A 20,745-nucleotide genomic window follows, 5' to 3' on the forward strand; every position below is an offset into this window, starting at 1 on the left:
CATGACACTGACACGTCCCCCCTTCGACCCCGAGCTGCGTGCCCTCCTCGCCGACATGCCGTTCGTACCCGAACTCAACCGCGAGGTGCTCCCGCAGATCCGGCAGTTCTCGTCGATGCCCGTGGAGCCGCTGCTCGAAGGCCGGGCGATCGACCGGCGCGAGATCAGCATCGCTGGCCCGGACGGCACGGACATCCCGCTGTCCGTCTTCAGCCCCGCCGGCCCGGAACACACCGCTCCGGCCCCCTGCGTCTACTGGATGCACGGCGGCGGCATGGTGATGGGCGACCGCTTCTCCCAGATCGACATCCCCCTGGAATGGCTCGACCGGTTCGGTGCCGTCGTCGTCTCCGTGGACTACCGGCTGGCACCCGAGGCCACCGGCACCAGCCTGCTCGACGACTGCTACCACGGCCTGCTGTGGGTGGCCGAGCACGCCGACGAGCTGGGCATCGACCCGAACCGGATCATCGCCGCCGGGGTCAGCGCCGGCGGCGGCCTCACCGCCGGGGTCGCCCTGCTGGCCCGCGACCGCGGCGGCCCTAACCTCGCCGCCCAGGTGCTGATCTGCCCCATGCTCGACCACCACAACGACACCACCTCCAGCCGCCAGTACGCCGGCGAGCCCGGCGTGTGGACACGCGAGATGAACGAGTTCGCCTGGCGGTCGGTGCTCGGCGACCTGGCCGACGACGGCGTACCCGATAACGTTTCCCCCGCGACGGCCGACGACCTGTCCGGCCTGCCGGACACCTACGTCGACGCCGGCACCGCCGAGGTGTTCCGCGACGAGGCCGTCGCCTACACCACCCGCATCTGGGCCGCCGGCGGCCAGGCCGAGCTGCACATCTGGGCCGGTGGCTTCCACGGATTCGACGCCCTGTACCCGCAGGCGCGGATCTCGGCCCAGGCCCGCCGCGCCCGCATCGACTGGCTCGCCCGCATCCTGACCCCGGCCGCCGGGCCGACCCGGCCGCAGCTCTCCGGGCAGCGGGCCGGCTGATGAGCGACAACCACCGGGCGGAGTTCCTGCGCGAGTTCCTCCGCGACCCCTTCACCGTCGCCGCGGTCGCCCCCAGCGGCCGGCCGCTGGCCGACCTCGTCACCGCGCCCGTCCCCAGCGCCGGCGAGCCGCTGGTCGTCGAACTCGGCCCCGGCACCGGAGCGTTCACGGCCGCCATCCAGCGCCGGCTCGCCGGCCGGGGCCGTCACCTCGCGGTCGAGGTCAACGAACGGTTCGCCGGCCTGCTGGCCGACCGGTACCCCCGGCTCGACGTCGCCGTGGCCGACGCCCGCGACCTCGGCGACGTGCTGGCACAGCGGGGCCACGGCCGGGCGGACGTGATCGTGAGCGGGCTGCCGTGGGCGGCGTTCGCCGGGGGCCAGCAGGACGAGCTTCTGCACGCCGTCACCGACGCGTTGACCCCGAACGGCGCCTTCACCACGTTCGGCTATACGTTCGCCCGCTGGACGCCGCCTGCCCAACGGCTGCGGCGGGCACTGGGCGACCGGTTCGAGGAGGTCGTGACCGGCCGCACCGTGTGGGCCAACGTGCCGCCGGCGTTCGTGTACTCCTGCCGGCGCCCCCGGGTCACCGCGCGACCGCGCACGCTGGTGTCCCTGGCCCGCTGAGAGACGGAACCCGAGAGGAGGATCGACCATGGGGAAGCGGCAGGGTTCCGATCCAGCCGTGCGCCCGGTCGGCCAGGACCATCGCGCGACGCCGTTCGAGCTGTTCTTCGACCTCGTGTACGTCTTCGCGACGACCCAGATCACCGCCTACCTGGCCCACGAGCACAGCCTGTACGGCCTCCTGCGCGGTCTGCTGATCCTCGCGCTGCTGTGGGGAACGTGGTCCGGCTACACCTGGCTGGGCAACCACTCCCGGGCCGACGAGGGCCTGCTGCGGGCGGGAATGGTGGGCGCGATGGCAGCGATGTTCGTGGTCGCCCTGGCCGTTCCCGAGGCCTGGCGTGACGCGCCCGGCGGACTGCCGGGCCCCGTCGTCCTGGTCTGCGCCTACCTGCTCGTCCGGTGGGTGCACCTCGCGGTCTACGCGGTGGCCGCGACCGGCGACGCCGGGCTGCGGCAGCAGGTCGCGATCACCTGGTTGCCCCTGCTGGCCGGCGCGGCGCTGCTCCTCTGCGGGGCGCTGCTGGGCGACTGGGCCCAGGTGCTGCTGTTCAGCGTCGCGTTGCTGGTGGACTGGGCCGGCATCTACCTCACCGCCAGGCGCGGCGCGTGGCGACTGCACAGCCCGGCGCACCTGACCGAACGGCATGGCCTGTTCATCATCCTGGCTATCGGCGAGTCGACCGTCGCGATCGGGGTGGGCGCCGCCGGACAGCCCGTCGGTGTGCCGCTGCTGGTCGCCGCCGTCCTCGGCGTCGGCACCGCCGTCTGCCTATGGTGGCTGTACTTCGACGTGGTGGCGCCCGCGGCCCGGCGTCGCCTCGTCGAGACGCACGGCGCCGCCCGGGTCAGCCTGGCCGTCGACGCGTACGCCTACGGTCACTTCCCCCTGGTCGCCGGGATCGTGCTCACCGCGCTGGGTGTGGAGGGCGTGGTGGCCCACGTCGGCGAGGGCGGGCCGTTGGGAGCGTTCTACGCGCTGTCCCTCTTCGGCGGTGCGGCGCTCTACCTCGCCGGGCACCTGCTGTTCGAACGGCTCGTGCACCGTACGACGAGCCTGCCGCGCCTGCTGGCGGCCGGCGTGCTCGTCGCCGCCGGCCCGGCGGCCGCCGCCCTCGCGCCGCTGGTCGGCCTGGCCGGCCTGTTCGCCGTCCTGATCGTTCTGATCGTCGTCGAGACCCGCCAGCACCGACGGAACTCACGTCCGACGACGCCACCGGTCGAAGCGACAGCGAGAACGTTCGGAACCGGAACCGTGGAGGATCGAGCAAGGAATCGCGAGGATCGCGATGGAAACCGCATCCGGAAACTGATTGCATAAGTAACTTGTTCGACATTGTCGAATAAATGTGATGCCCAATTCCATTGACGGGAGAGGACGGCGATGACCGATCAGACACACAGCGAAATATCGCTGCTGGTAAACGACGTGACTCGCCGGCTGTCAGTGGACAACCGTCGGACGCTGCTCGACGTGTTGCGGGACGACCTGGGCGTCACCGGGCCGAAGAAGGGGTGCGACCACGGGCAGTGCGGCGCCTGCACGGTGCTGCGCGACGGCCGGCGGGTGGTCTCCTGTCTGATCCTCGCGGTCGCCGCCGACGCTGCCGCGATCACCACCGTCGAAGGGCTGGCCGTCGAGGGCAGGCTGCAGCCGATCCAGGAGGCGTTCGTGCGCCTGGACGGCTTCCAGTGTGGCTTCTGCACGCCGGGGCAAATCTGCTCGGCGGTCGGGGTGCTCGTCGAGCACGCGGCCGGCTGGCCCAGCGCCGTCACCGTCGACGACTCACGGGACGGCGCGCCGGAACTGGACGAGGCCGAAGTACGCGAGCGGATGAGCGGCAACCTGTGTCGCTGCGGGGCGTACCCGTCGATCGTGCGCGCGGTGATCGAGACCGCCGCCCGGCGGCAGGGGGTGGCGGGGTGAAGGAGTTCGCCTATCAGCACGCCACGCAGGTCCACGAGGCGCTCACGGCGGTCGCCGGGAATGCCGGCGCCCGGTATCTGGGCGGCGGCACCAACCTCGTCGACCTGATGAAGTGCGGGGTCGAGGAGCCGACCCGGCTGGTGGACGTACGGCAGCTTCCCCTCGACGGTGTCGACGACGCGCCGGACGGCGGCCTGGTCATCGGTGCGACCACCACGAACAGCGACGTAGCCGCGCACCCCGAGGTGCGCCGCCGGTTCCCGGCGCTGGCCCAGGCCGTGCTGGCGGGCGCGTCCGGCCAACTGCGGAACATGGCCACGGTGGGCGGCAACCTGTTTGTTGCAGCGGACCCGCTGCGGCTACTTCACCGACCTCTCCTCGCCCTGCAACAAGCGGAGCCCCGGCAGTGGATGTGCCGCCATCGAGGGAATCCACCACAACCACGCGGTCCTCGGCCACTCCGCGCACTGTGTGGCCACCCACCCCTCGGACCTGGCGGTGGCGCTCGCCGCGTTCGACGCGGTCGTGCGCTACGAGACGCTCGACGGCACCGGTGAGATCCCGTTGGCGCAGTTCTACCTGCCGGTCGGTGACCGTCCGGACCGGGAGACCGCGCTGCCACCCGGCGCGCTGATCACCGCCGTCGCCCTGCCCGGGTCCGCGCGGAGCCTCCGGTCGCGCTACCGCAAGGTCCGCGAGCGCGCGTCGTACGCCTTCGCGACGGTATCCGTCGCCGCGGCGCTCGACGTCCGCGACGGGGTGGTACGCGACGTGCGAATCGCCCTCGGCGGCGTGGCGTCGCATCCCTGGCGGGCCCGCTCCGCGAGGCCGTGCCGATGCCGGACCTGGCCCACGGCTGGATGGTGACCGCCACCATCTCCCGGGGCCGGATCCGTGACATCGACGCCTCGACCGCGCTCGGCATGCCGGGCGTGCTGGGGGTGCTCGACCACCGCAACGCGCCCCGGCTCAACCCCCGGGCCGGCAACTACTTCGGGCCGGACGGCAGCATGCAACTGCTCCAGGACGACGTGATCCCGTACGCCGGCCGGCCGGTAGCGCTGGCGGTGGCGGAAACGCCCGAGCAGGCCCGGGCGGCAGCGGCGGCGCTGCGGGTGACCTACGAAGCGGTACCGCACTCCCGAGGAGAGCCACAGCGCCCTGGAGCCGCATGCCGCGACCGTGTGGTGGGACGGGGGCCATGTGTACGCCGTGGACTCCAACCAGGGCGCGTTCAGTGTGTCCGAGGTCCTGGCCTCGTTGTGGTCGATCGACCGGGAGCGGGTGCACATCCGCGCCGAGCATGTCGGGGGCGGCTTCGGCGGCAAGGGCGCCTGTGGCCCGCAGGTGATCCTCGGGTCGATGGCCAGCGAGCGGTTCGGACGCCCGGTGCGGGTCGTCATGACCCGGGCGCAGGTATTCGAGGCAACCGCGTCGCGGCCCCCGACAGACCAGCTGGTCCGCATGGGTGCCGACGCCGACGGCCGCCTGCGCGCCATCCACCACCGACCGGCGTACGCCCTCTCGCCGCTCGCCGAGTACATCGAGTGGTGCACCGAGCAGGCCAAGATCCTGTACGCGGCACCGGCGATCCGCACGCAGCTCACCGCCGTGCCCCTCGACATCCTGCCGCCGGCCTCGATGCGTGGGCCGGGCGCGACGCCCGGCTCGTTCGCCCTGGAGTCGGCGATCGACGAGGTGGCGGAGCGGCTGGACATCGACCCGCTGGAGTTGCGCCTGCGCAACCAGCCCACCGTCGGGCCCGTGTCGGGGCTGCCCTTCAGCAGCCGCCGCCTGGTCTCCTGCCTGCGGGAGGGAGCGCGCCGGTTCGGCTGGGCGGCGCGCGATCGGCGTCCCCGTGCCCGGCGCGAGGGTCCGCTGCTGATCGGCAGCGGCATGGCCAGCACCTCGTTCAGCGCCGGGGTGTTCCCGTCGACGGCCTCGATCACGGCCGAGGCGGACGGGACGTTCACGGTGTCGATCGGCGCGAGTGACATCGGCACGGGTGCCCGTACCGCGCTGACGGCGGTCGCCGCCGACGCGCTCGGGGTCGGCACGGAGCGGATCCGGATCCGGATCGGCGACAGCGACCTCGGCATGGCGTGGGGCGCGGGCGGCTCCCGTGGCACGACGTCCTGGTCCTTCGCCATCACCGAGGCCGCCGGGAAACTGCGAGAGAGCATGGGCGGCCCGGCCCGGCCGGTGACCGCGACGGTGGACACCACCACGATGATCGACTACCAGCCCGGCCGGGAACGGCAGACCTTCAGCGCCGTCTTCGCGGCGGTAGCCGTCGACCCGGCGACCGGCGAGGTACGGGTGCGCCGCCTGCTCGGCATGTTCGCCGTGGGCCGGGTGATCAACCCGCTGCTCGCCCGCAGCCAGGTGATCGGCGGTATGATCATGGGACTCTCCATGGCCCTGCACGAGGAGAGCGTGCGCGACCCCCGCACCGGCCGGCAGACCAACGGCGACTTCGCCGGCTACCACTTCGCCGCCCACGCCGACGTGCCCGACGTCGAGGCCGACTTCGTGCCCGACTACGAGCCGCAGGACCCGTCGGGGTTCAACGGCCTCGGCGAGATCGGCACGGCCGGCACCGCGGCGGCGATCGCCAACGCCGTATGGCACGCCACGGGCACCCGTCAGCGGATCCTCCCGATCCGCCTCGACCGGGTGCTGGAGCCCGCCGACCCCGGCGAACCCGATGCTGCGTGAGGTCTGGTCGTTCGTCGATGCCCATCGCCGGGCCGGACGCCCCGTCGCCCTCGCCCGGCTGGTGGCGCGCGACGGCCCGGGATCGCGGCCACTCGGATCGACGATGGCCGTCGCGGCGGACGGCACGTGGCGCGGCTCGGTGTCCGGGGGCTGCGTGGAGGCCGTCGTCGTGGAAGCTGCCCGCGCAGTCCTCGCCGGAGCGGCGGCGCACGTGCTGCCGGTGACACCGGGCGATTTCCTGCTGCCGTGGGAGGACGCGCCCGCCTGCTCCGCCACCATGGAGGTGCTGGTCCTGCCGGCACCACCGCCACCGGTGCACGAAGCGATCACCGTGGCGTTGCGGCGGGACAGACCCGTCGCGGTGGGCGTCGGACTGCAGCCGCCGTACCAGTGGTCGGTGGCCCCGACCACGGACCAGCTCCCCGGCGACCAGCCGGCGTACGTCGAGGCCCTGCCGCGCCGACCGCGGCTGGTGCTCGCCGGAGCGACCGACCTGGCCGCGGTGGTGGCCACGCTGGCGGAGTCACTGGACCTGGCCGTGTCCGTCATAGACCCACGCCCCGACCACGTCGGATCCGGGGCGCTGCCGGCCAGCGCCCGGGTGGTGCGCGCCTGGCCGGACGAATGGCTGACCCGCCGCCCGCTCGGGCCCGGCGACGCCGTAGTCACGTTGAGCCACGACCCCCGCATCGACGACCGGGCGATCCGCGCAGCGCTGGCCGGCGGCGCGGGACACGTCGCGGCGCTCGGCAGCCGGGCCACCCACGCGCAGCGCCTGCGACGTCTCGCCGGCACACTCGGCCTGGACCGGCTGGCCGGTCCCGCCGGACTGGACCTGGGCGGCACGTCGCTCGCCGAGGCGGCCCTGTCCATCCTCGCCGAGGTCGTCGCGGCGGGAAACGGCCGGGCCGGAGGCCGGCTGCGCGACTCGCGGCTTCCCATCGGCGTCCACCCGACGGTGACCCATGGTTGACGTCCGATCAGCGGTCGGCTGTGCGTCGGCCGGCCGGAGAGAACCCATTCCCGCAGCCTTGTCCGCCCGAACGGGCGACGGCCGGCCAATGGGCCGGGATGAAGCCTGACGGCAGCGCGGCGAACCGCGTCGCCGGGCTGGTCCTGGCCGCCGGGGCGGGGCGCCGCTACGGCGGACCCAAGGCACCCGTGTTCCTCGGGCAGGCGCTCCGCGCGCTCCAGGGCGGTGGGTGCGCCCCGCTCATCGCTATCCTCGGCGCCGGAGCCCGCCAGGCCCGGTCAGCCGTCGACCTGGCAGGCGTCCACGTCGTCGACAATCCGCTCTGGTCCGAGGGGATGGCCTCGTCGTTACGGCTCGGCCTGAAGACGGTCGCCGGCCTGCCCAGGATCACTGCCGTGTGCGTGCACCTGGTGGACATGCCCGGAGTCACCGCAGCGGCGGTGGCCCGGCTACGGGCCCACACGCACCCGGGCTGCCTGGTCCGCGCCTGCTACGACGGCGAGCCGGGCCATCCTGTCCTGCTGGGCCGCGACCACTGGGCGGCGGTAGCCGCGACCGCGCGGGGCGACCAAGGCGCACGGGCCTATCTGCGCCTGCGGGCCGACCAGGTGAGCTTCGTCGAGTGTGTCGATGTGGCCGCCGGCTACGACATCGACGAACAGTAACGACGGGCCCCCTCCCGTCCGGGCCCGGCATCAGCTGTACCTGCGGCACTTGGCCCTTCCGCGCCCGCGTAGGTAGGGGGGCCACCGCTATGCCGCGTCGCTGCGGGTGGCGGCGAGTTCGGGGAAGGTTTCCTCCCAGCGCTACCGGAGCATAGGTGGCAGCCAAAGGGTGGGCCAGTGCTGCCGGAGGAGGTCGGCGTCGAGCCAGGTGTTCAGGCCCTCGACGGTGCTGGCTTCGGTGAGCACCACCTTGTACATGCTGGCCAGGCGGGCGGGCCGATCGAGGTCGTACTCGGCGTGCCCGGACCAGTCGAGATGACGCGGAAGCGTCACCCTGCCCTCAGTTGGGCCGTGCAGCGCGGCGAGGGTTTCGGCCACCACGTAGGGCTTCCGGTCACCGTAGGGCCGGTAGTCCGCCGGCGGCTGGGGTGATGTCCTGCGTCGGTTCAGGTTGGTTGCGGTTCGGACTTCCGGTCGTATTGCGGCGACGCCCGTGTTGGGTACGAGGGCCCACGACGTTCGACCTGCGGCATCCACCGAGCAACACCGGCCTGCCGCTATCTGGCTCCGACCGCCCGTAGGTCGGCGATGAGCCGGTCGAGCAGCCGTTCCTCCATCACCGCTCGGCCGGCACGCCGCATCGACTCGCTCAGCGACTCGTCCCAGGGCGTCCGAGTGGGCGTACCGAGCAGTGCCGTGCCGGTGCCCGCCGCCGGCAGGTAGTCAGCCGCAGTCATCCGCCACGGGACCGCGCCCGGATACCGCTGGAGAGCCGCCGCAGTCAGTCGTACGCCGGTCCAGTCGAAGTCGTTGCGCCATCGGATCACCGCCCCCTGCGCGGCCCACAACAGCGTGTGAACGGCGACCGAGGGCACCCCTTCGGTGCAGATCAGCGGCGGGGCCTGGGCTCCGAGCGCGGTGGTGGCCGCGCGCAGCACGGCAGGGTTTTCGCAGACGTAGACCTCGTCGCAGTTCAGCGTCAGCGGTGCCAGGCGCAGTTGGTGCAGGGTGACCCGGATCGGCACGCCGGCCTGCGCGGCCTCGGTGAGCCACCGCCCGAGCAGGCCGCCGGTGGCCGGCACGTTGAGCACCAGCACCTGGCTGGCGAGGTCGTCCGGGACCAGACCGACCGATTCCCACAACGCCCGTTCCCGCTCACCGTCGACCGGGAGCGCCGCCTGCTGCCAGGTGGCGACGGCACGGAGGACGAGCCCGCGTAGCGGCCCGTCGGTGAGGGCCTTCGTGTCCTCCAGCACCCGGTCGGCGAAGACCGGTATCGGCTCGTCGGCTGCGGGCAGCGCGTCCAGGACGCGGACCACGTCCCCGAACGGCAGTCCGGTGCGGACGACGCGGGTCAGGGTGCCGTCGCGGCGCAGGCCGTCGAGCCATTCGGCGTACCACGCGGTGTGGGCGTGCCGGCCGTCGTTGGCCAGAGCGAGGACGGCGTCGCGGGCCACCGCCTCGCGTTTGAGGTCGGACGGTCGGTTGCGCAGCGGGGCCATCGCGGCGAGCACCTCGACCAGGCCGACTCCGTGCGCGGCGCGCAGGTGCTCGTCCACGTCGCCGAGGCGGACGCTGAGGCGGGCCGCCGCGGTGGAGCGGTGGGTGCCGGTGATGCCGATGACCACGAGACGTTCGTCGTCGGTGGGGGTCGCGAGCGTCACGGTGGTGTCGAGCCGGCCACCGGTGCGCTCCAGGCTGCGCCGGGCGGCCGCCAGCAACCGCCGCCAGCCGGGCTGATCCACGAGATCCGCCGGACCGTCCGGCCGGTGCCGCCCGGTCGGCACGAGCGACGGATGTGCGGCGGAGCGGTCCGGGGGCCGCGCGCCGTGCGCGTCGGTCATTCGTCGGTGAGGTCGAGCAGGACGCCGGTCCGGTCGGGCTCGCGCTGACCACCGGGGGCGCGGCGGGTCTCCGGGGAACCGAGCGCACGGGCCAGGGTTCCGTCGAAGTCGGCGATGTTGGTCGAGCCGTCCCAGACCAGCAGCACGGTGGACACGGCGTGTTCCACGGCGGAATGCGACAGGTCGTAGTGGGCGGCGCCGCTGACCGCCGGGTGGGTGGCCCAGAGGTCGTAGCCGGTCATGAACAGGTCAAGGTCGAACTGTTTCGCCAGCGCCATCAGCTCACCCCGGCCGGTGTCGTCCACGCCGGCGAACGCCTCGTCGAGGCCGAGCAGCCGGGGGGCGTCGGGTCGCGCCGAGCCGAACAGCGCATTGGCGGCGGCGAACAGCGGCAGGTGCAGGGAGACCGACTGTTCGCCGCCGGAGAGCTGGCTGTGTCGGGCCCGGGTCAGCGCCTCCGTGTCGCCACCGGGCCGGTGCAGGGTGAACGCGAACGTCCGCCACTGCCGGTAGTCGAGCACGTCGCCGAGCAGTTCCCGGTAGGGCCGTTCGGGTGCGGCGGCCCGCGCCGTCTTGATCCGGGCGGCGAAGTGCCGGCGCATGGTGGTGAGCTGGGCCGGCCCGAGCCGGGCCGGGTCGCGTTCGAGGAGCTTGCACACGTCGCGTTGCTCGGCGTCGAGGTCGTCGGCGAGCCGCCAGCCGACGCCGACGGTGAGCCCCGAGGACATGCGCCGGGCGCGCATCTGGCTGTCCATTGCCGCCACCAGGTCGCGGGCCTCGATGGTGCGGTGGTGGATCTGCCGGGCGAGTTGCCCGAGCAGGGCGTCCTCCAGCACCCGCTGCTCGGAGTCGGTGAGCAGTTGCTCCTGGTCGCGGCGCTCGCGGGCGATCCGGTCGGCGAAGTGGGCGACCGGGGTGAGGCCCTGCTCGTCGGCGACGCGGACCACGATCACCCCGTCGTCGGTGTCCCACTCGGGCCGGTGGTCGAGGCCGGCGGCGGGCAGCTGCGCCTGCAGATCGGTCAGCGCGGTGGTGAGCCGGGTGGCGCTCTGCTTCAGCGACGTCTCGGTGGGGCTCAGCTCCCGGGTGGCCGCGAGGATCGCCTCGTGCAGGGCTGCCACCTGCGGATGCAGTGCGTCGTCCGGGGTCTGCGCCGGCCAGCGCAGGTCGGTGGGACAGCGCAGCAGGCCCAGCAGGTCCGGCTGGGCGTACGGGCGCAACCGCTGGGCGTCGTGCTGCGCCTCGGCGACGGCGGCGACCAGGGCCTGCTCGCCCAGCTCCACCCGGGTCAGCGCGGCGACCCGCCGCTCCCGGGCGGTGCCGAGTGAGGTGCGAGCCTGCTCGACGTCCTGCTCCGCCTCGATGATCGCGTCGGCGGTCCGGGCGACGTCGGCCAGCACCCGTTCCGCGTCGGTGCCCACGCTGTCGCGCAACGTCCGGTACGCCTCCGCCTTCTCCTGGTGCCGCGCACGGGCCGTGCGCGCGGTCTGCGCCGCGGCGGTGAACCGGTCGACTGCCTCGTCGTGCCGCTGCCGGGCCTGGTCCTCCTGCTCGGCGGCGCGCACGGCGGCCGTCCGCGCGCCCTCCAGACGTACCCCTCGCTTCTCGAAGCGGCCCACCGCTTCGGCGGTGTCGTCGAGCCGGTCGACCGGCAGCGACCGCTCGGCTGCGCTCCGGCGCAGCGCGGCCGCTGCTGCGGCACGCTCGGCCAGGGCCTGGTCGAGGCGCGCGTCGGCGGCCGAGCTGGCCTCCTGCCGGGCGCGCAGCGTCGCGGCGGCCCGGTCCAGCTCGCGCAGCGCCGTGTGGACCGGCGCGGGGGCCGGGAGTTGCGCGGCGGCCGCGTCCACCGCCGCCAGCAGCGCCTCAACGGACGCGCGGTCGCGGTCCACCGCATCGAGGTCGGTGTCGATGACGGCCAGCAGCCGCTCGCACTCGGCGACCCGGGCGGCGCGGCGGGTGGCCCGGGCGGTCGCGCCGATGTACTCGCATGAGGTCTTGGCGAACCGGCCGGCGGCGATGCCCTGGGCGTACCGGCCGTCCACGCCGATGGTGACCGGCGAGGCGTCGGGCGTGGTCACGTCGGCCAGCGCCACCGAGGTGAGCACCTCAATGATCCGCGCGGCGGGCACGTCGTCCTGTTCCTCGGGGGCCAGCACGTCGGCGAGGGTGGCCCCGGTGGGCCGCCGGTGCGGCGACAGCGGCAGCAGGTAACCGTCGAGGTCGTCGCCGGCCAGCGCGGTCGTCGCCGTCCCGGGGTCGGGGTGCAGCCAGGCGTCCAGCAGCCCGGCCGCGTGCAGCGCCGCCTCGACGGCCGCCGCGTCCGCCCCGGTCACCCCGTCGGCGAAGCGGACCAGCCGCCACAGCGGTGCGCCGGAACGGCCGGTGCGTGGCGCGGGCCGGGTCACCGGGGCGGGTGGCGCGTCGTCGTGTTCGGCGGCGATCCGGTCCCGTTCGGCGGCCACCTCGGCCCGTCTGTCGGCCAGCGCCGCGCGTTGCGCTGCCAGCGCCGCGAGCCGGTCCCGCCGCTGGGCCACCGCGGTGGCCGTGGCGTCGGCGTACACCTCGCGCAGGGTCCGCGCGCCCGGCTCGCCGGTGGCGTCCACGGCGGCGCTCAGCCCGGCGGCCAGGTCCGGGCGCGCGATGTCGGCCAGCAGCCCGGCGTTGGCCTGCGCCCACTGCTCGAGCTGGGCGCGCAGCCGGGCGCAGGCCTGCGCGACGGCGTCCTCGGCCCGCCGCTCGGCCTGCTCGGCGTCGGCGGCCGCAGTCGTGGCGCCGGCCGCGTCGGCGGCGGCCCGGGTGTGGTCCCGGTCGGCCTGGTCGTGCCGCGCCACCTGCGCGCGGACGGCGCGCACGTCGTCGCGGCGGGCGGCGGCCCGCGCGGTGATCCGGGCCGCCAGGTCGTCCGGGGCGGCGTCGTCGGCGCTCCAGGTGATCCCGGCCGCCTCGGCGTCGAGCAGGAGATCGGCGGCGAGCCGGTCGGCCGCCGTCCGAGTGTCCCGAGCCGCGACCGTCGCCCGTTCCGATTCGGTACGCCGCCGCGCCGCCGCACTCTCCTCGGCGACGACGGCCTCGTCGGCCCGCCCCGCCGCCTCGGCCAGGTCGTGCACGTGCCGCTGCAGGTCGGCGAGCTGCTCGTGGGACTGGTAGGCCGCCGAGGCCTTCAAGCTGTCCAGGTGGGCGCGCAGCCGCCCGGGCTCGCCCTCCACGGCACGCAGTCGCTCGTCCGCCGCGGACTGCGCCTTCGCCGCCGCGTCGGCCGCGTGACGGGCGTCATCGAGTGCGGTTGACCGGGTGGCGACCGCGTCGCGGCGGGCGGTCAGGGCGTCGGCGGCCGCCCGCGCGTGGGTGCGCAGATAGGTCGAGTAGACCGTCAGGAACGCGGCCGTCGCGGCGTCCGCCGCCACCAGCCCTTCTAGGGTACGGGCGACCGCCTCCATATCGTCGAACGAGCGGGCAGCCTCCACCAGCAGGTGGTCCTCGACCGGGCGCAGCCCCCGCTGCAGCGTGCGGGACAGCTCGACCGGGTTGAGGTCCTTGGCCAGCTGCGGCTTGCGCAGGGTCAGCACCAGATCCAGCAGTTGCTCGTAGCGGGCCGGGCCGAGGCCGAACAGCCGGGCGTCGACGAGCTGACGGTAGTCCTCCGCCGAGTCCCGCACCGCCTCGGCGCCCAGCCGGTCGATCAGGTCGCGGCGGGTCAGCGGCCGGTCGTCGGCGTCCAGCAGGGAGAAGTCCACCCCGACCCGGCCGTCGACCACGAAGTGCCAGCGGGTGACCCGGTCGACGTGCCGGTGCGCCCGCAACCCGATGCCGACGGTCACGTACCGCTCGCCGTCGCCGAACTCCATCCACACGTACGCGTGGGTGACCTCCTGCCCCCGGTAGAGCAGGTTCGACTTCATCGTCCGGTCCTCGCTGGCGAACGGATTGAGCCGGCGCGGTTCGATCCGCCCGTCGAGGACGAACGGGAACAGCACCTCCAGCGCCTTGGTCTTGCCGGACCCGTTGGGCCCGCGCAGCACCAGCCACCCGTCGACGAAGCTGAACTCCTCGTCCCGGTAGTCCCACAGGTTGATGATCCCGGCGCGGGTGGGAGCGAAGCGGCGCACGGCACGTTGCTCGATCACGATCGACTTTCCTCAGAACAGGGTCTCGGTGGTGACGCGGGGCTTGATCGTGGCGACCGTGTGGCGGTACCGCCCCACCAGCGGCCGGACGAGCACCCCGCCCGGCACGGCGGCGACCGCGCCGAACCGTTCCAACAGCGCGACCGCCTCGACCCGCAGCCGCTCCGGGTCGGCGTGCCACTGGGCCCCGAACGCGGTCCCGTACCGCTGCAGGATCTCCCCGACGGCGGTACGCAGGAAACTGTCGGTGATGAACGGCAACCGGCCGGCGCCGTCGGCCTCGTCAGGGTCAGTCCGGTCGTCGGCGGCCCACGGCTCGTCCGGACCGGCGTCGTCGAGGCGTACCAGGGTGGCCGCGGGCAGGCCGGCGTCGATGTCGCTCACCAGCGCCTGCTGCCGGGCGTGCCCGTCAGGCGGGGGCAGCCGCTTGACCCGGCGGCCGTCGGGGTCCGCCACCCGGTCGGCCATCCTCACCGCCAGCAGCACCGCGGCCTGCGCCACCGAGCCGGTGCCCGGGAACCGCTCCGCGGTGAACCCGGCGGTGTCCACCAGTAGCACGCCCTCGGCCCGCCGTTCCACCCGCAGCCCGGTCAGCCGGGCCAGGTCGGTGGTGAGCGCGGAGCCACGCAGATGGTTGGCGACCGCCGGCTCGACGTCGGCGTGGTAGACGACCGGCGACTCCACCACCGCCCGCCGGGCCGCCTGCGCCGCCTGCCGGCGTTCGGCGTTGCCGCTGCTGCTCATCGCCCGGTCCAGCAGCGCCGACACCGAGTCGACGTGCTGCAGCACCCGGGTCGGTCGGAACAGCGCGAACACCACGTCCCGCGCCACGTCGTACAGCGCCTCCCCGGCCCCCGGGTCGCTGGCCCAGGCGGCGCTGGAGCCGTCGGCCAGCCGCAGCACACCCCGCTCCTCCAGCCAGCCGACTGCATCCACGAACGCCCGCCGGTCCGGTCCGTGGTCCGGATCCAACCCCAGGCCGGTGATCCGGTTCGCGTCGCCGGCCACCGAGTCGGCCAACTCGCTGAGGGTGATCTGGATCCCGGCGCGGCCCAGCACCGCCAGACACAACGACAGGTACGCGTAGCGCTGCCGGTCGAACGGCCGCCCGGTGCGCGACACCGCCGGCTGGGTGCCGTCGAGCCGGTCCTTCGCCCGCACCAGCCGGGCCGTGGAACCGTGCAGCTCCAGCCGGTACCCGAACGCCTCGGCGAGATCCCGGCGCAGGGTGGCGGAGAACCGCCGCACCCGGGGCAGCGCCCGCTCGTCGGGCCAGGTCGCCGTGATCAGCGGGTGGCGCAGGACCAGCCGGACCGCCCGCTGGTAGTCCGCCAACTCCAACTCGGGAACGTCGACGGCGAACCGGTGGGCCGCCGGCCGGAGCGCGGCCGGTTCCCCGCTCACGCCGGCACCAGCTCGGGACGGTGGACAGCGGTGTGCTGCGCGGCGGTGACCGTCAGCGCGTACCCGTCCAGATGCAGCCGGCCCTCGGCGGTGCGCACCGTGGCGAACCGGCCGGGCGTGGGTGTGAGGGTGAGCCGGACGCCGTGCGCGGCGGCCGCCAGCGGCACTCCGGCTCGGCCGCCCACCCGAGTGGCGAGGGCGATGTCGAGCAGGCGCAGCAGGACCTGGGTCTGCGACCCGTCCAACTGGTGGTCGTCCACGCCCACGTCGGCCAGCGCCGTCGCCGCGTCGGCCAGCCGGCGCTCCCGGGCGAGTTGGTCGCCGCGTAGCCGGTGCCGGCGCTCGTCGACCCGGTCCAGCCGGGCCGGCCGTCCCCGGCCCTGGCCCGGTGCCCGGCCGGTGGTCACCAGGGTGCGGGACAGCTCCACCGCCGGCGCCTCCCACCACGACAGCCGGCTGGCGATCGCCTCCGGATCCGGGTGCGCCACCCCGACGTGGCGTGGAGCGCCGAGCCCGAACACGGCATCGAACAGGGCGTGCGCGGCCTCCTGGCTGCCGGTGTGGGTGAACCACGCGGCCAGATGCCGCAACTGCGACTCCCGACTCACCCCACCGCGACGCGCCTCGGTGACCCGACGCAGCAGGGCCAGGACGTCCCCGATCGCGGCGATGGTGGCGTCCGACAACCGGTCCGCCTCGCTGAGCTGCTCCGGGCCCGGCGGCGCCAACCAGGACCGCAGCCCCGCCCAGCGCCGCCGCCAGTCCTCCAGCCGCTGCACCGGCGTGTGGAACAGCCGTTCGTCGGCCTCGGCGGCGGCCTCGATCAGTCGGTCCAGACCGGTCGTCTCGACCTCGTGCACCGCCGCGCGCAGCCGGGGCGTGTACCGCTGCAACTCGTCGTGGAAGTCCCGCAGGTGAGCCAGCAGGGCGTCCTTGTGCGCGAGGAACACCTCCGGCCGCACGTCGTTGGTCCGGCCCAGGTCGCCCAGCATGTGGTAGAAGCGGGCCGCACGCTCGGCGATGTCGGCCAAAGCCCGGTCCAGCCGGTTGAACTTGCGGTAGACCTCCTCCGCGTCCCCCGCCTCGTTGGCTACGGCGAGCGCGTTGAGGTCCGCCAGGAGGTCGGCGAAGACCAGCCGGGACAGCGTGGAGTCGTCCATGCTCGCCGACAGCACCGCCTCCACCGCGCGGTGCGCCCGGTACCCGGCCTCGGTGAACTGGTACACCGAGTGCCGGTTGCGGTACTCCGCCAGCGTCGTGGCCCGGGAACCGTCCTGCCCCCGGTCGAGCACCCCCCACTCCACCAGGGCGTCGAGCAGCCGCGGCAACTCCAGCCCCGCCGGATCCGGGCAGTCGGCGTCCGCGTCGTGCAACGCCGCCAGCGCCGCGGCCACGTCGGAGGTGTGCAGCACCACGTGGTAGCTGGACCGCGCCGAGTCGAACGCCCGTAGCAGCCACAGGTAGGCGAACCGGTTCTCCGCCGTCACGTAGCCGAACAGCCGCATCCGGTCGTCCAGCGCGAAGTCGTCCAGCCCGAACGTCGGTCGAGATGGCTGCGCCGTCATCATCTACCTCCCACCGGACGCGGACAGCCCCCCACCCTACCCAGGAGAGCCACCACGGCGGCCGGGCGCGCAGGGGATTCGGCGGCAGCCTGTCCTGCGGTCGTGGTCGCAGCCCGAACGGGAAGCGATCTACGGCAAGCCGACCAGCAGCTGCCGTCCTGCCGAGAAGTGGTTGGAGGGTGACGGCTGCGCCGGGGGCGTGAGCCGTCACTCGCGGGTCAGCCCCGGTGGCAGTGCGTCCTCGTCGGGTCGGACCTGGCGGGCATTGGCCACGGGATCGCGTTGGAGGGTGTGGATCACGGGTGTCGGGCCGCCGACGCAGGTCCAGGTGTCGTCCCAGAGCGCAGAGACCAGCCATGACCGGTCGGTGGGGAAGAACAGGTCGGGTAGAGCGCCGTGCGGATGGCGGATGTGACCGCCGACGCGCCAGGTGAGGGCCTGCTCGGGGCCGGCCTCGACCAGCACGTACGGCCAGTTCCAGTAGAGGAACACCCTCGGGGCGTGGGGGAAGACGACGTCGTGGGCGCCGGTGTCGAGGTAGGCCAGCCACCACGGCTGGTCGGCGGTGTGCCTGGTGAGGTCCTCGACCAGGGCGTGCTCGTAGGCGGCGGCGGTGACGTCGTCGGTCTGGTACGTGGTGGCGTAGGCGTCGAAGACCGGCGGGATGGCGGTGGTGATCGAGACGCCGGCAGTGGTGTGACCAGCGAACCAACTCACGTCGGCGGCGGTGCCGATGCGCCAGTCCCGCCCGTCCTTGCTGACCCGCACACCGCTATTCAAGCCGCTCGGGCAACGGTTGGCGTGGGAATCAGGCCGGTCTCGGAGCGGCGGCCACCGACCAGCCGTCGTGGGCCACGATGCCGTACGCCTGCCCGCGCTCGGTGGAGCGCTGATGCTGCGCAGGTCTCGCACATCATGTCCGGGATGCCGGCCGGCGACGGCGGCAGGCTCAGGGTTGCCGCGCCCGCGGGGTCCGGGGGTGGGGATGGCTGAAGTGTGTTCCGCCGTGATCGTGGCTGAGCCTCGAGGTGCCACCCACTTCTCGCTCCGCGGGCGGGCCGGGTTGAACGGGTGCGGCACCGACAGCCGTAGACCCTGATGCCCGGAGGCGGTGGGCATGGCTGAGTGTGTTTCGCCGAGATCGCTTGGTTCACGGTAGGAGATGCCACCCGCCGCTTCGTCGTCTGCGAGATTCGGTAGACCGCTGATGGAGACCCGCGACTTGCGTTCGCATCGTTAGAGGACGTCTGATTCACGTATTTTGCGTGTTTTGTGGGTTTAGTCGTCTCGCCAGGTTGGGGTGGTTTCGGTGGTGAGCCGTTTGGCGAGGTTGTCGATCATGGCGATGGTGATCATGCTGGCGGAGTTGTCGGGTCGGGTTTCGTAGTCGCGGACGAGTCGGCGGTGGTGCATGAGCCAGCCGAGGGTGCGTTCGACCACCCATCTGCGTTTGACCACGCTGAAGCCTTTGACGTGCGGGTCTTTGGTGACGACGTCGACGTCGACGCCGAGGGCGGCGCCGTGTTCGACGACGCGGTTCTTGAATCCGGCGTCGACCCAGGTCTTGGCCAGGGTGGGGTAGGTGGAGGTCTTCACGCTCTGGCTGTCCATGATGGAGGCGGTGGGTGTGATGGTGCGGCCCTGGTGGTCGCGGACGAGGCCGGTGAGCTGGTAGTTGAGTTCGGGGAAGATGCCTTCTTTGCTCCAGGCGGCGAAGTAGCCGTAGACGGTGCGACACGGCGGGAAGTCGTGGGGCAGGTAGCGCCAGGCGATGCCGGTGCGGTTGACGTACAGGATGGCGTCGAAGATGTCGCGAAGGTCGTGGGTGGGGGTGTGGCCGCTGACTCCGGCGTCGGTGCGGGCCTGTCGCCAGGCGGTCAGCCGGGGTGCGATCAGTGCCCACCGGGCGTCGGACGGGTCGGACGGATAGGGTCGCCGTTCGGTCATGCAGCAGGCGTACGGCGTCTGGGGGTCGGATCGACGGACCTCATGTACGTCGATGTCGGTTGAAAGTGAATCAGACAGGATCGCGGGCTGAAATGCTCTGATTCTGGTCAACGTGGAGCTGGCGACGATGTGCGCTTTCAGGTCAGGTCCGGCATATTGCCCTGACGAGGTCGAGGCGTGAATCGGTCTCTACTGACGCGAACGCGAAACAAACGTCCAGTCAGGTCCCCGGTCTCGTCCACGACCAGCACCGCATCCGGATCACCGAACCGGCCCACGACCACCGCCCGCAGATCGTCGCGGACCTCATCGGCGTCCCACACCGCCCGGGACAACAACCGCTGCATCGAATCCGGCCGTGCATGCCCGGCCCGCTCCGCCAACTGCCAACACGTCTTGACCTCGACATCCGAGAGCGGCCCCGACACGAACGCCGCCGCCGTCCGACGCGGCTCGACCCGCCCGAACCGTCCCGCTAACGCCTCGCACACCCCGGCCAGGACATGCCGCCACCGGGCAGGGTCTACCCTGTGGCACGCGGCCACCGCCAGATCTGAAGTTATGTCCACAGCAGACAGACGATCACGCGGTGGCCGCACCTCGTCTACCCGCCCCCACCAGCGACATCTCAAACGGCAGCTGCCGTACTGACCTTCTGATCCGTAGGTCGCACGCCGCAGCGATCAGCTACTCGCTGAGATTACCTCAGCGCGTCGACGCCTACAGCTGGGACACATGGCGGAAAGCCGGGCACTCCCTGATCGGTAGGCCCGGCGTTTCGCCTGATCGGTGGCGGTGGGATCGAACCCACGGCGGAGGCGAACCCCACACTGTTGAGGCATGTGGGGTTGCGTCCGGTGGCGACCGCCTACGTCCTGACCGGCGTTCCGTACCGTTGCGTTGCTCGGTTGGCGCGGTCAGGTCACGGACAGCCGGGGCATCCCAAGGTGCGCAGCCAGATGAACCTGTTGAGATCATTCCGGTCGATCAGGCCGTCCAGGGCCCCCCTCGTCTGGACGCCGTCGATCTGGTCGAACAATTCGGTGTCGTTCAACAGGCAGCGTGCCGCATCCCGAACGTAGACGGGCGGGTGAATCCGCCCCGAGTCATTGGCAATGGCAAACAGATCGTCGCGGCCGAGCAGGCCGTCCCGGGAGTCGACCATGGCGGTCTCGACCGCGTCGAAGTTGTCTCTGATCACCGTCCCGGAATAAGTCGGCGTCGGACATAAGCGCGCTTGGACGTACACGTCGAGATTGCCTCGCCCGATCAGGCCGTCCAGGTTCCCGCCCGGCTGGCCACCGTCGATCTGGTCGAACAGCCGACCATCCAACAGCAGGCAGCGGGCCGCCGCCCGAACCTCGGCGGACGCATGGACCCGCCCGGTGTCGTTGGCGATCGCCGCCAGGTCATTGCGGTTGAACACGCCGTCCATGGAGTCGACCACGGCGGTCTCGACCGCGTCGAAGTTGTCCCTCACCACCGAGGCGGTGTGGGTAGTGGACGCGCAGCTCTCGTCCGCGGCCGCCGTGCCGGCGAAGGACACGACCCCAGGAACTGCGAGGAGGATCCCCAGCGTCAAGACACGAGCCACCCTCGATAAGAACATTCAACTCCAATGAGCCATTTTCATCCTGCGTAGCGGTTGGCTTCGACGTGGTGCAGCACGAGGATGGCCTGAACGATCGCGGTCGCGCGGTGTGGGCAGCAGCGCAGCTTGGTCAGGATCTTCCAGGTCTTGAGTGTGGCGATCGCGCGTTCACCGCGAGCACGGATCTTCGCGTGCGCCCGGTTCACGGCCTTCTGTCGGCGTGACAGCTTCGGCCGGAAGCGGCGCCGCTTGAACGGTGTGCGCACGCTACCTCGCGCACCCTGATACCCCTTGTCCGCGAAGGTCATCACATCCGCGCTGGTCAGGGCATCGATGATGCCGTGATCGCGGGCGG

General features: G+C 72.7%; 16 protein-coding genes and 4 pseudogenes. 10 read left to right on the forward strand and 10 right to left on the reverse strand.

Annotation, left to right across the window (positions count from 1 at the left end):
• The first annotated feature begins 1 nt into the window (after nt 1).
• The 10 genes and pseudogenes from GA0070558_RS23520 to GA0070558_RS23560 all read left to right on the forward strand — a co-directional run bounded on the left by GA0070558_RS23520 (nt 2) and on the right by GA0070558_RS23560 (nt 7,915).
• Nucleotides 2–1,003: an alpha/beta hydrolase gene (locus GA0070558_RS23520; protein WP_091283627.1), complete on the forward strand. Its 1,002-nt coding sequence runs from the start codon at nt 2–4 to the stop codon at nt 1,001–1,003.
• Entirely contained in the window at nt 1,003–1,632 is a 630-nt protein-coding gene (locus GA0070558_RS23525) for a class I SAM-dependent methyltransferase (RefSeq protein WP_091283629.1), read from the forward strand. Before GA0070558_RS23520 ends, GA0070558_RS23525 begins: the two co-directional genes overlap by 1 nt.
• A gap of 28 nt (nt 1,633–1,660) precedes the next feature.
• Nucleotides 1,661–2,953: a low temperature requirement protein A gene (locus tag GA0070558_RS23530; RefSeq protein WP_091283630.1), complete on the forward strand. Its 1,293-nt coding sequence runs from the start codon at nt 1,661–1,663 to the stop codon at nt 2,951–2,953.
• A gap of 63 nt (nt 2,954–3,016) precedes the next feature.
• Complete coding sequence (locus GA0070558_RS23535; RefSeq protein WP_091283632.1) at nt 3,017–3,559, forward strand: 2Fe-2S iron-sulfur cluster-binding protein; 543 nt, start codon at nt 3,017–3,019, stop codon at nt 3,557–3,559.
• A pseudogene (locus GA0070558_RS34555) lies at nt 3,556–3,834 on the forward strand (FAD binding domain-containing protein); the annotation flags it as partial. The gene GA0070558_RS23535 and the pseudogene GA0070558_RS34555, both read left to right, overlap by 4 nt.
• A gap of 61 nt (nt 3,835–3,895) precedes the next feature.
• Complete coding sequence (locus GA0070558_RS23540; RefSeq protein ID WP_256092086.1) at nt 3,896–4,426, forward strand: FAD binding domain-containing protein; 531 nt, start codon at nt 3,896–3,898, stop codon at nt 4,424–4,426.
• Nucleotides 4,420–4,629: pseudogene (locus tag GA0070558_RS35030) on the forward strand (hypothetical protein); the annotation flags it as partial. The gene GA0070558_RS23540 and the pseudogene GA0070558_RS35030, both read left to right, overlap by 7 nt.
• 112 nt (nt 4,630–4,741) lie before the next feature.
• The gene (locus tag GA0070558_RS35245; protein WP_439709629.1) at nt 4,742–6,277 is read left to right on the forward strand and encodes a xanthine dehydrogenase family protein molybdopterin-binding subunit; all 1,536 of its coding nucleotides are present in this window, start codon (nt 4,742–4,744) and stop codon (nt 6,275–6,277) included.
• Complete coding sequence (locus GA0070558_RS23555) at nt 6,267–7,250, forward strand: XdhC family protein (RefSeq protein ID WP_091283636.1); 984 nt, start codon at nt 6,267–6,269, stop codon at nt 7,248–7,250. Before GA0070558_RS35245 ends, GA0070558_RS23555 begins: the two co-directional genes overlap by 11 nt.
• A gap of 98 nt (nt 7,251–7,348) precedes the next feature.
• Nucleotides 7,349–7,915 carry a nucleotidyltransferase family protein gene (locus tag GA0070558_RS23560; RefSeq protein ID WP_091283639.1) on the forward strand — a complete coding sequence of 189 codons (567 nt, stop codon included), beginning with the start codon at nt 7,349–7,351 and terminating at the stop codon, nt 7,913–7,915.
• Nucleotides 7,916–8,056: 141 nt separating this feature from the next.
• On the opposite strand, the pseudogene GA0070558_RS35035 reads toward GA0070558_RS23560, so the two are convergent.
• The 10 genes and pseudogenes from GA0070558_RS35035 to GA0070558_RS23615 all read right to left on the reverse strand — a co-directional run.
• Nucleotides 8,057–8,398 (reverse strand): annotated as a pseudogene (locus GA0070558_RS35035) (hypothetical protein); the annotation flags it as partial.
• A gap of 74 nt (nt 8,399–8,472) precedes the next feature.
• Nucleotides 8,473–9,759: a TIGR02679 family protein gene (locus GA0070558_RS23570; RefSeq protein ID WP_091283641.1), complete on the reverse strand. Its 1,287-nt coding sequence runs from the start codon at nt 9,757–9,759 to the stop codon at nt 8,473–8,475.
• A complete protein-coding gene (locus tag GA0070558_RS23575; protein WP_091283643.1) occupies nt 9,756–13,883 on the reverse strand; it encodes a TIGR02680 family protein in 4,128 nt (1,375 codons plus the stop codon). Before GA0070558_RS23575 ends, GA0070558_RS23570 begins: the two co-directional genes overlap by 4 nt.
• A 12-nt stretch (nt 13,884–13,895) precedes the next feature.
• Nucleotides 13,896–15,287 (reverse strand): TIGR02678 family protein, encoded by a 1,392-nt coding sequence (locus GA0070558_RS23580; protein WP_091283645.1) that lies wholly within the window; start codon nt 15,285–15,287, stop codon nt 13,896–13,898.
• Nucleotides 15,284–16,852 (reverse strand): TIGR02677 family protein, encoded by a 1,569-nt coding sequence (locus tag GA0070558_RS23585; RefSeq protein ID WP_091283648.1) that lies wholly within the window; start codon nt 16,850–16,852, stop codon nt 15,284–15,286. Before GA0070558_RS23585 ends, GA0070558_RS23580 begins: the two co-directional genes overlap by 4 nt.
• Before the next feature lie 207 nt (nt 16,853–17,059).
• The gene (locus GA0070558_RS33520; protein ID WP_176734333.1) at nt 17,060–17,620 is read right to left on the reverse strand and encodes a hypothetical protein; all 561 of its coding nucleotides are present in this window, start codon (nt 17,618–17,620) and stop codon (nt 17,060–17,062) included.
• Between the two features lie 510 nt (nt 17,621–18,130).
• Complete coding sequence (locus GA0070558_RS23600; protein WP_091283650.1) at nt 18,131–18,799, reverse strand: transposase; 669 nt, start codon at nt 18,797–18,799, stop codon at nt 18,131–18,133.
• Nucleotides 18,800–19,020: 221 nt separating this feature from the next.
• Nucleotides 19,021–19,290 (reverse strand): annotated as a pseudogene (locus GA0070558_RS23605) (transposase); the annotation flags it as partial.
• A 431-nt stretch (nt 19,291–19,721) separates the two neighbouring features.
• On the reverse strand, nt 19,722–20,381 hold the full coding sequence (locus GA0070558_RS23610; RefSeq protein WP_141722293.1) for a hypothetical protein: 660 nt from the start codon (nt 20,379–20,381) through the stop codon (nt 19,722–19,724).
• Nucleotides 20,382–20,428: 47 nt separating this feature from the next.
• On the reverse strand, nt 20,429–20,745 hold a 317-nt coding region (locus GA0070558_RS23615), incomplete at its 5' end, for a transposase family protein (RefSeq protein ID WP_141722294.1).

It is taken from the genome of Micromonospora haikouensis, from assembly GCF_900091595.1.
GTDB classification, from domain to species: domain Bacteria; phylum Actinomycetota; class Actinomycetes; order Mycobacteriales; family Micromonosporaceae; genus Micromonospora; species Micromonospora haikouensis.

Bases quoted from the DNA above. Each gene is read 5' to 3' on its own strand.
- GA0070558_RS23570 (WP_091283641.1), bottom strand. From the start codon at position 9,759: ATGACCGACGCGCACGGCGCGCGGCCCCCGGACCGCTCCGCCGCACAT.
- GA0070558_RS23520 (WP_091283627.1), top strand. From the start codon at position 2: ATGACACTGACACGTCCCCCCTTCGACCCCGAGCTGCGTGCCCTCCTC.
- GA0070558_RS23530 (WP_091283630.1), top strand. From the start codon at position 1,661: ATGGGGAAGCGGCAGGGTTCCGATCCAGCCGTGCGCCCGGTCGGCCAG.
- GA0070558_RS23585 (WP_091283648.1), bottom strand. From the start codon at position 16,852: ATGACGGCGCAGCCATCTCGACCGACGTTCGGGCTGGACGACTTCGCG.
- GA0070558_RS23560 (WP_091283639.1), top strand. From the start codon at position 7,349: ATGAAGCCTGACGGCAGCGCGGCGAACCGCGTCGCCGGGCTGGTCCTG.
- GA0070558_RS23535 (WP_091283632.1), top strand. From the start codon at position 3,017: ATGACCGATCAGACACACAGCGAAATATCGCTGCTGGTAAACGACGTG.
- GA0070558_RS23600 (WP_091283650.1), bottom strand. From the start codon at position 18,799: ATGACCGAACGGCGACCCTATCCGTCCGACCCGTCCGACGCCCGGTGG.
- GA0070558_RS23555 (WP_091283636.1), top strand. From the start codon at position 6,267: ATGCTGCGTGAGGTCTGGTCGTTCGTCGATGCCCATCGCCGGGCCGGA.
- GA0070558_RS23525 (WP_091283629.1), top strand. From the start codon at position 1,003: ATGAGCGACAACCACCGGGCGGAGTTCCTGCGCGAGTTCCTCCGCGAC.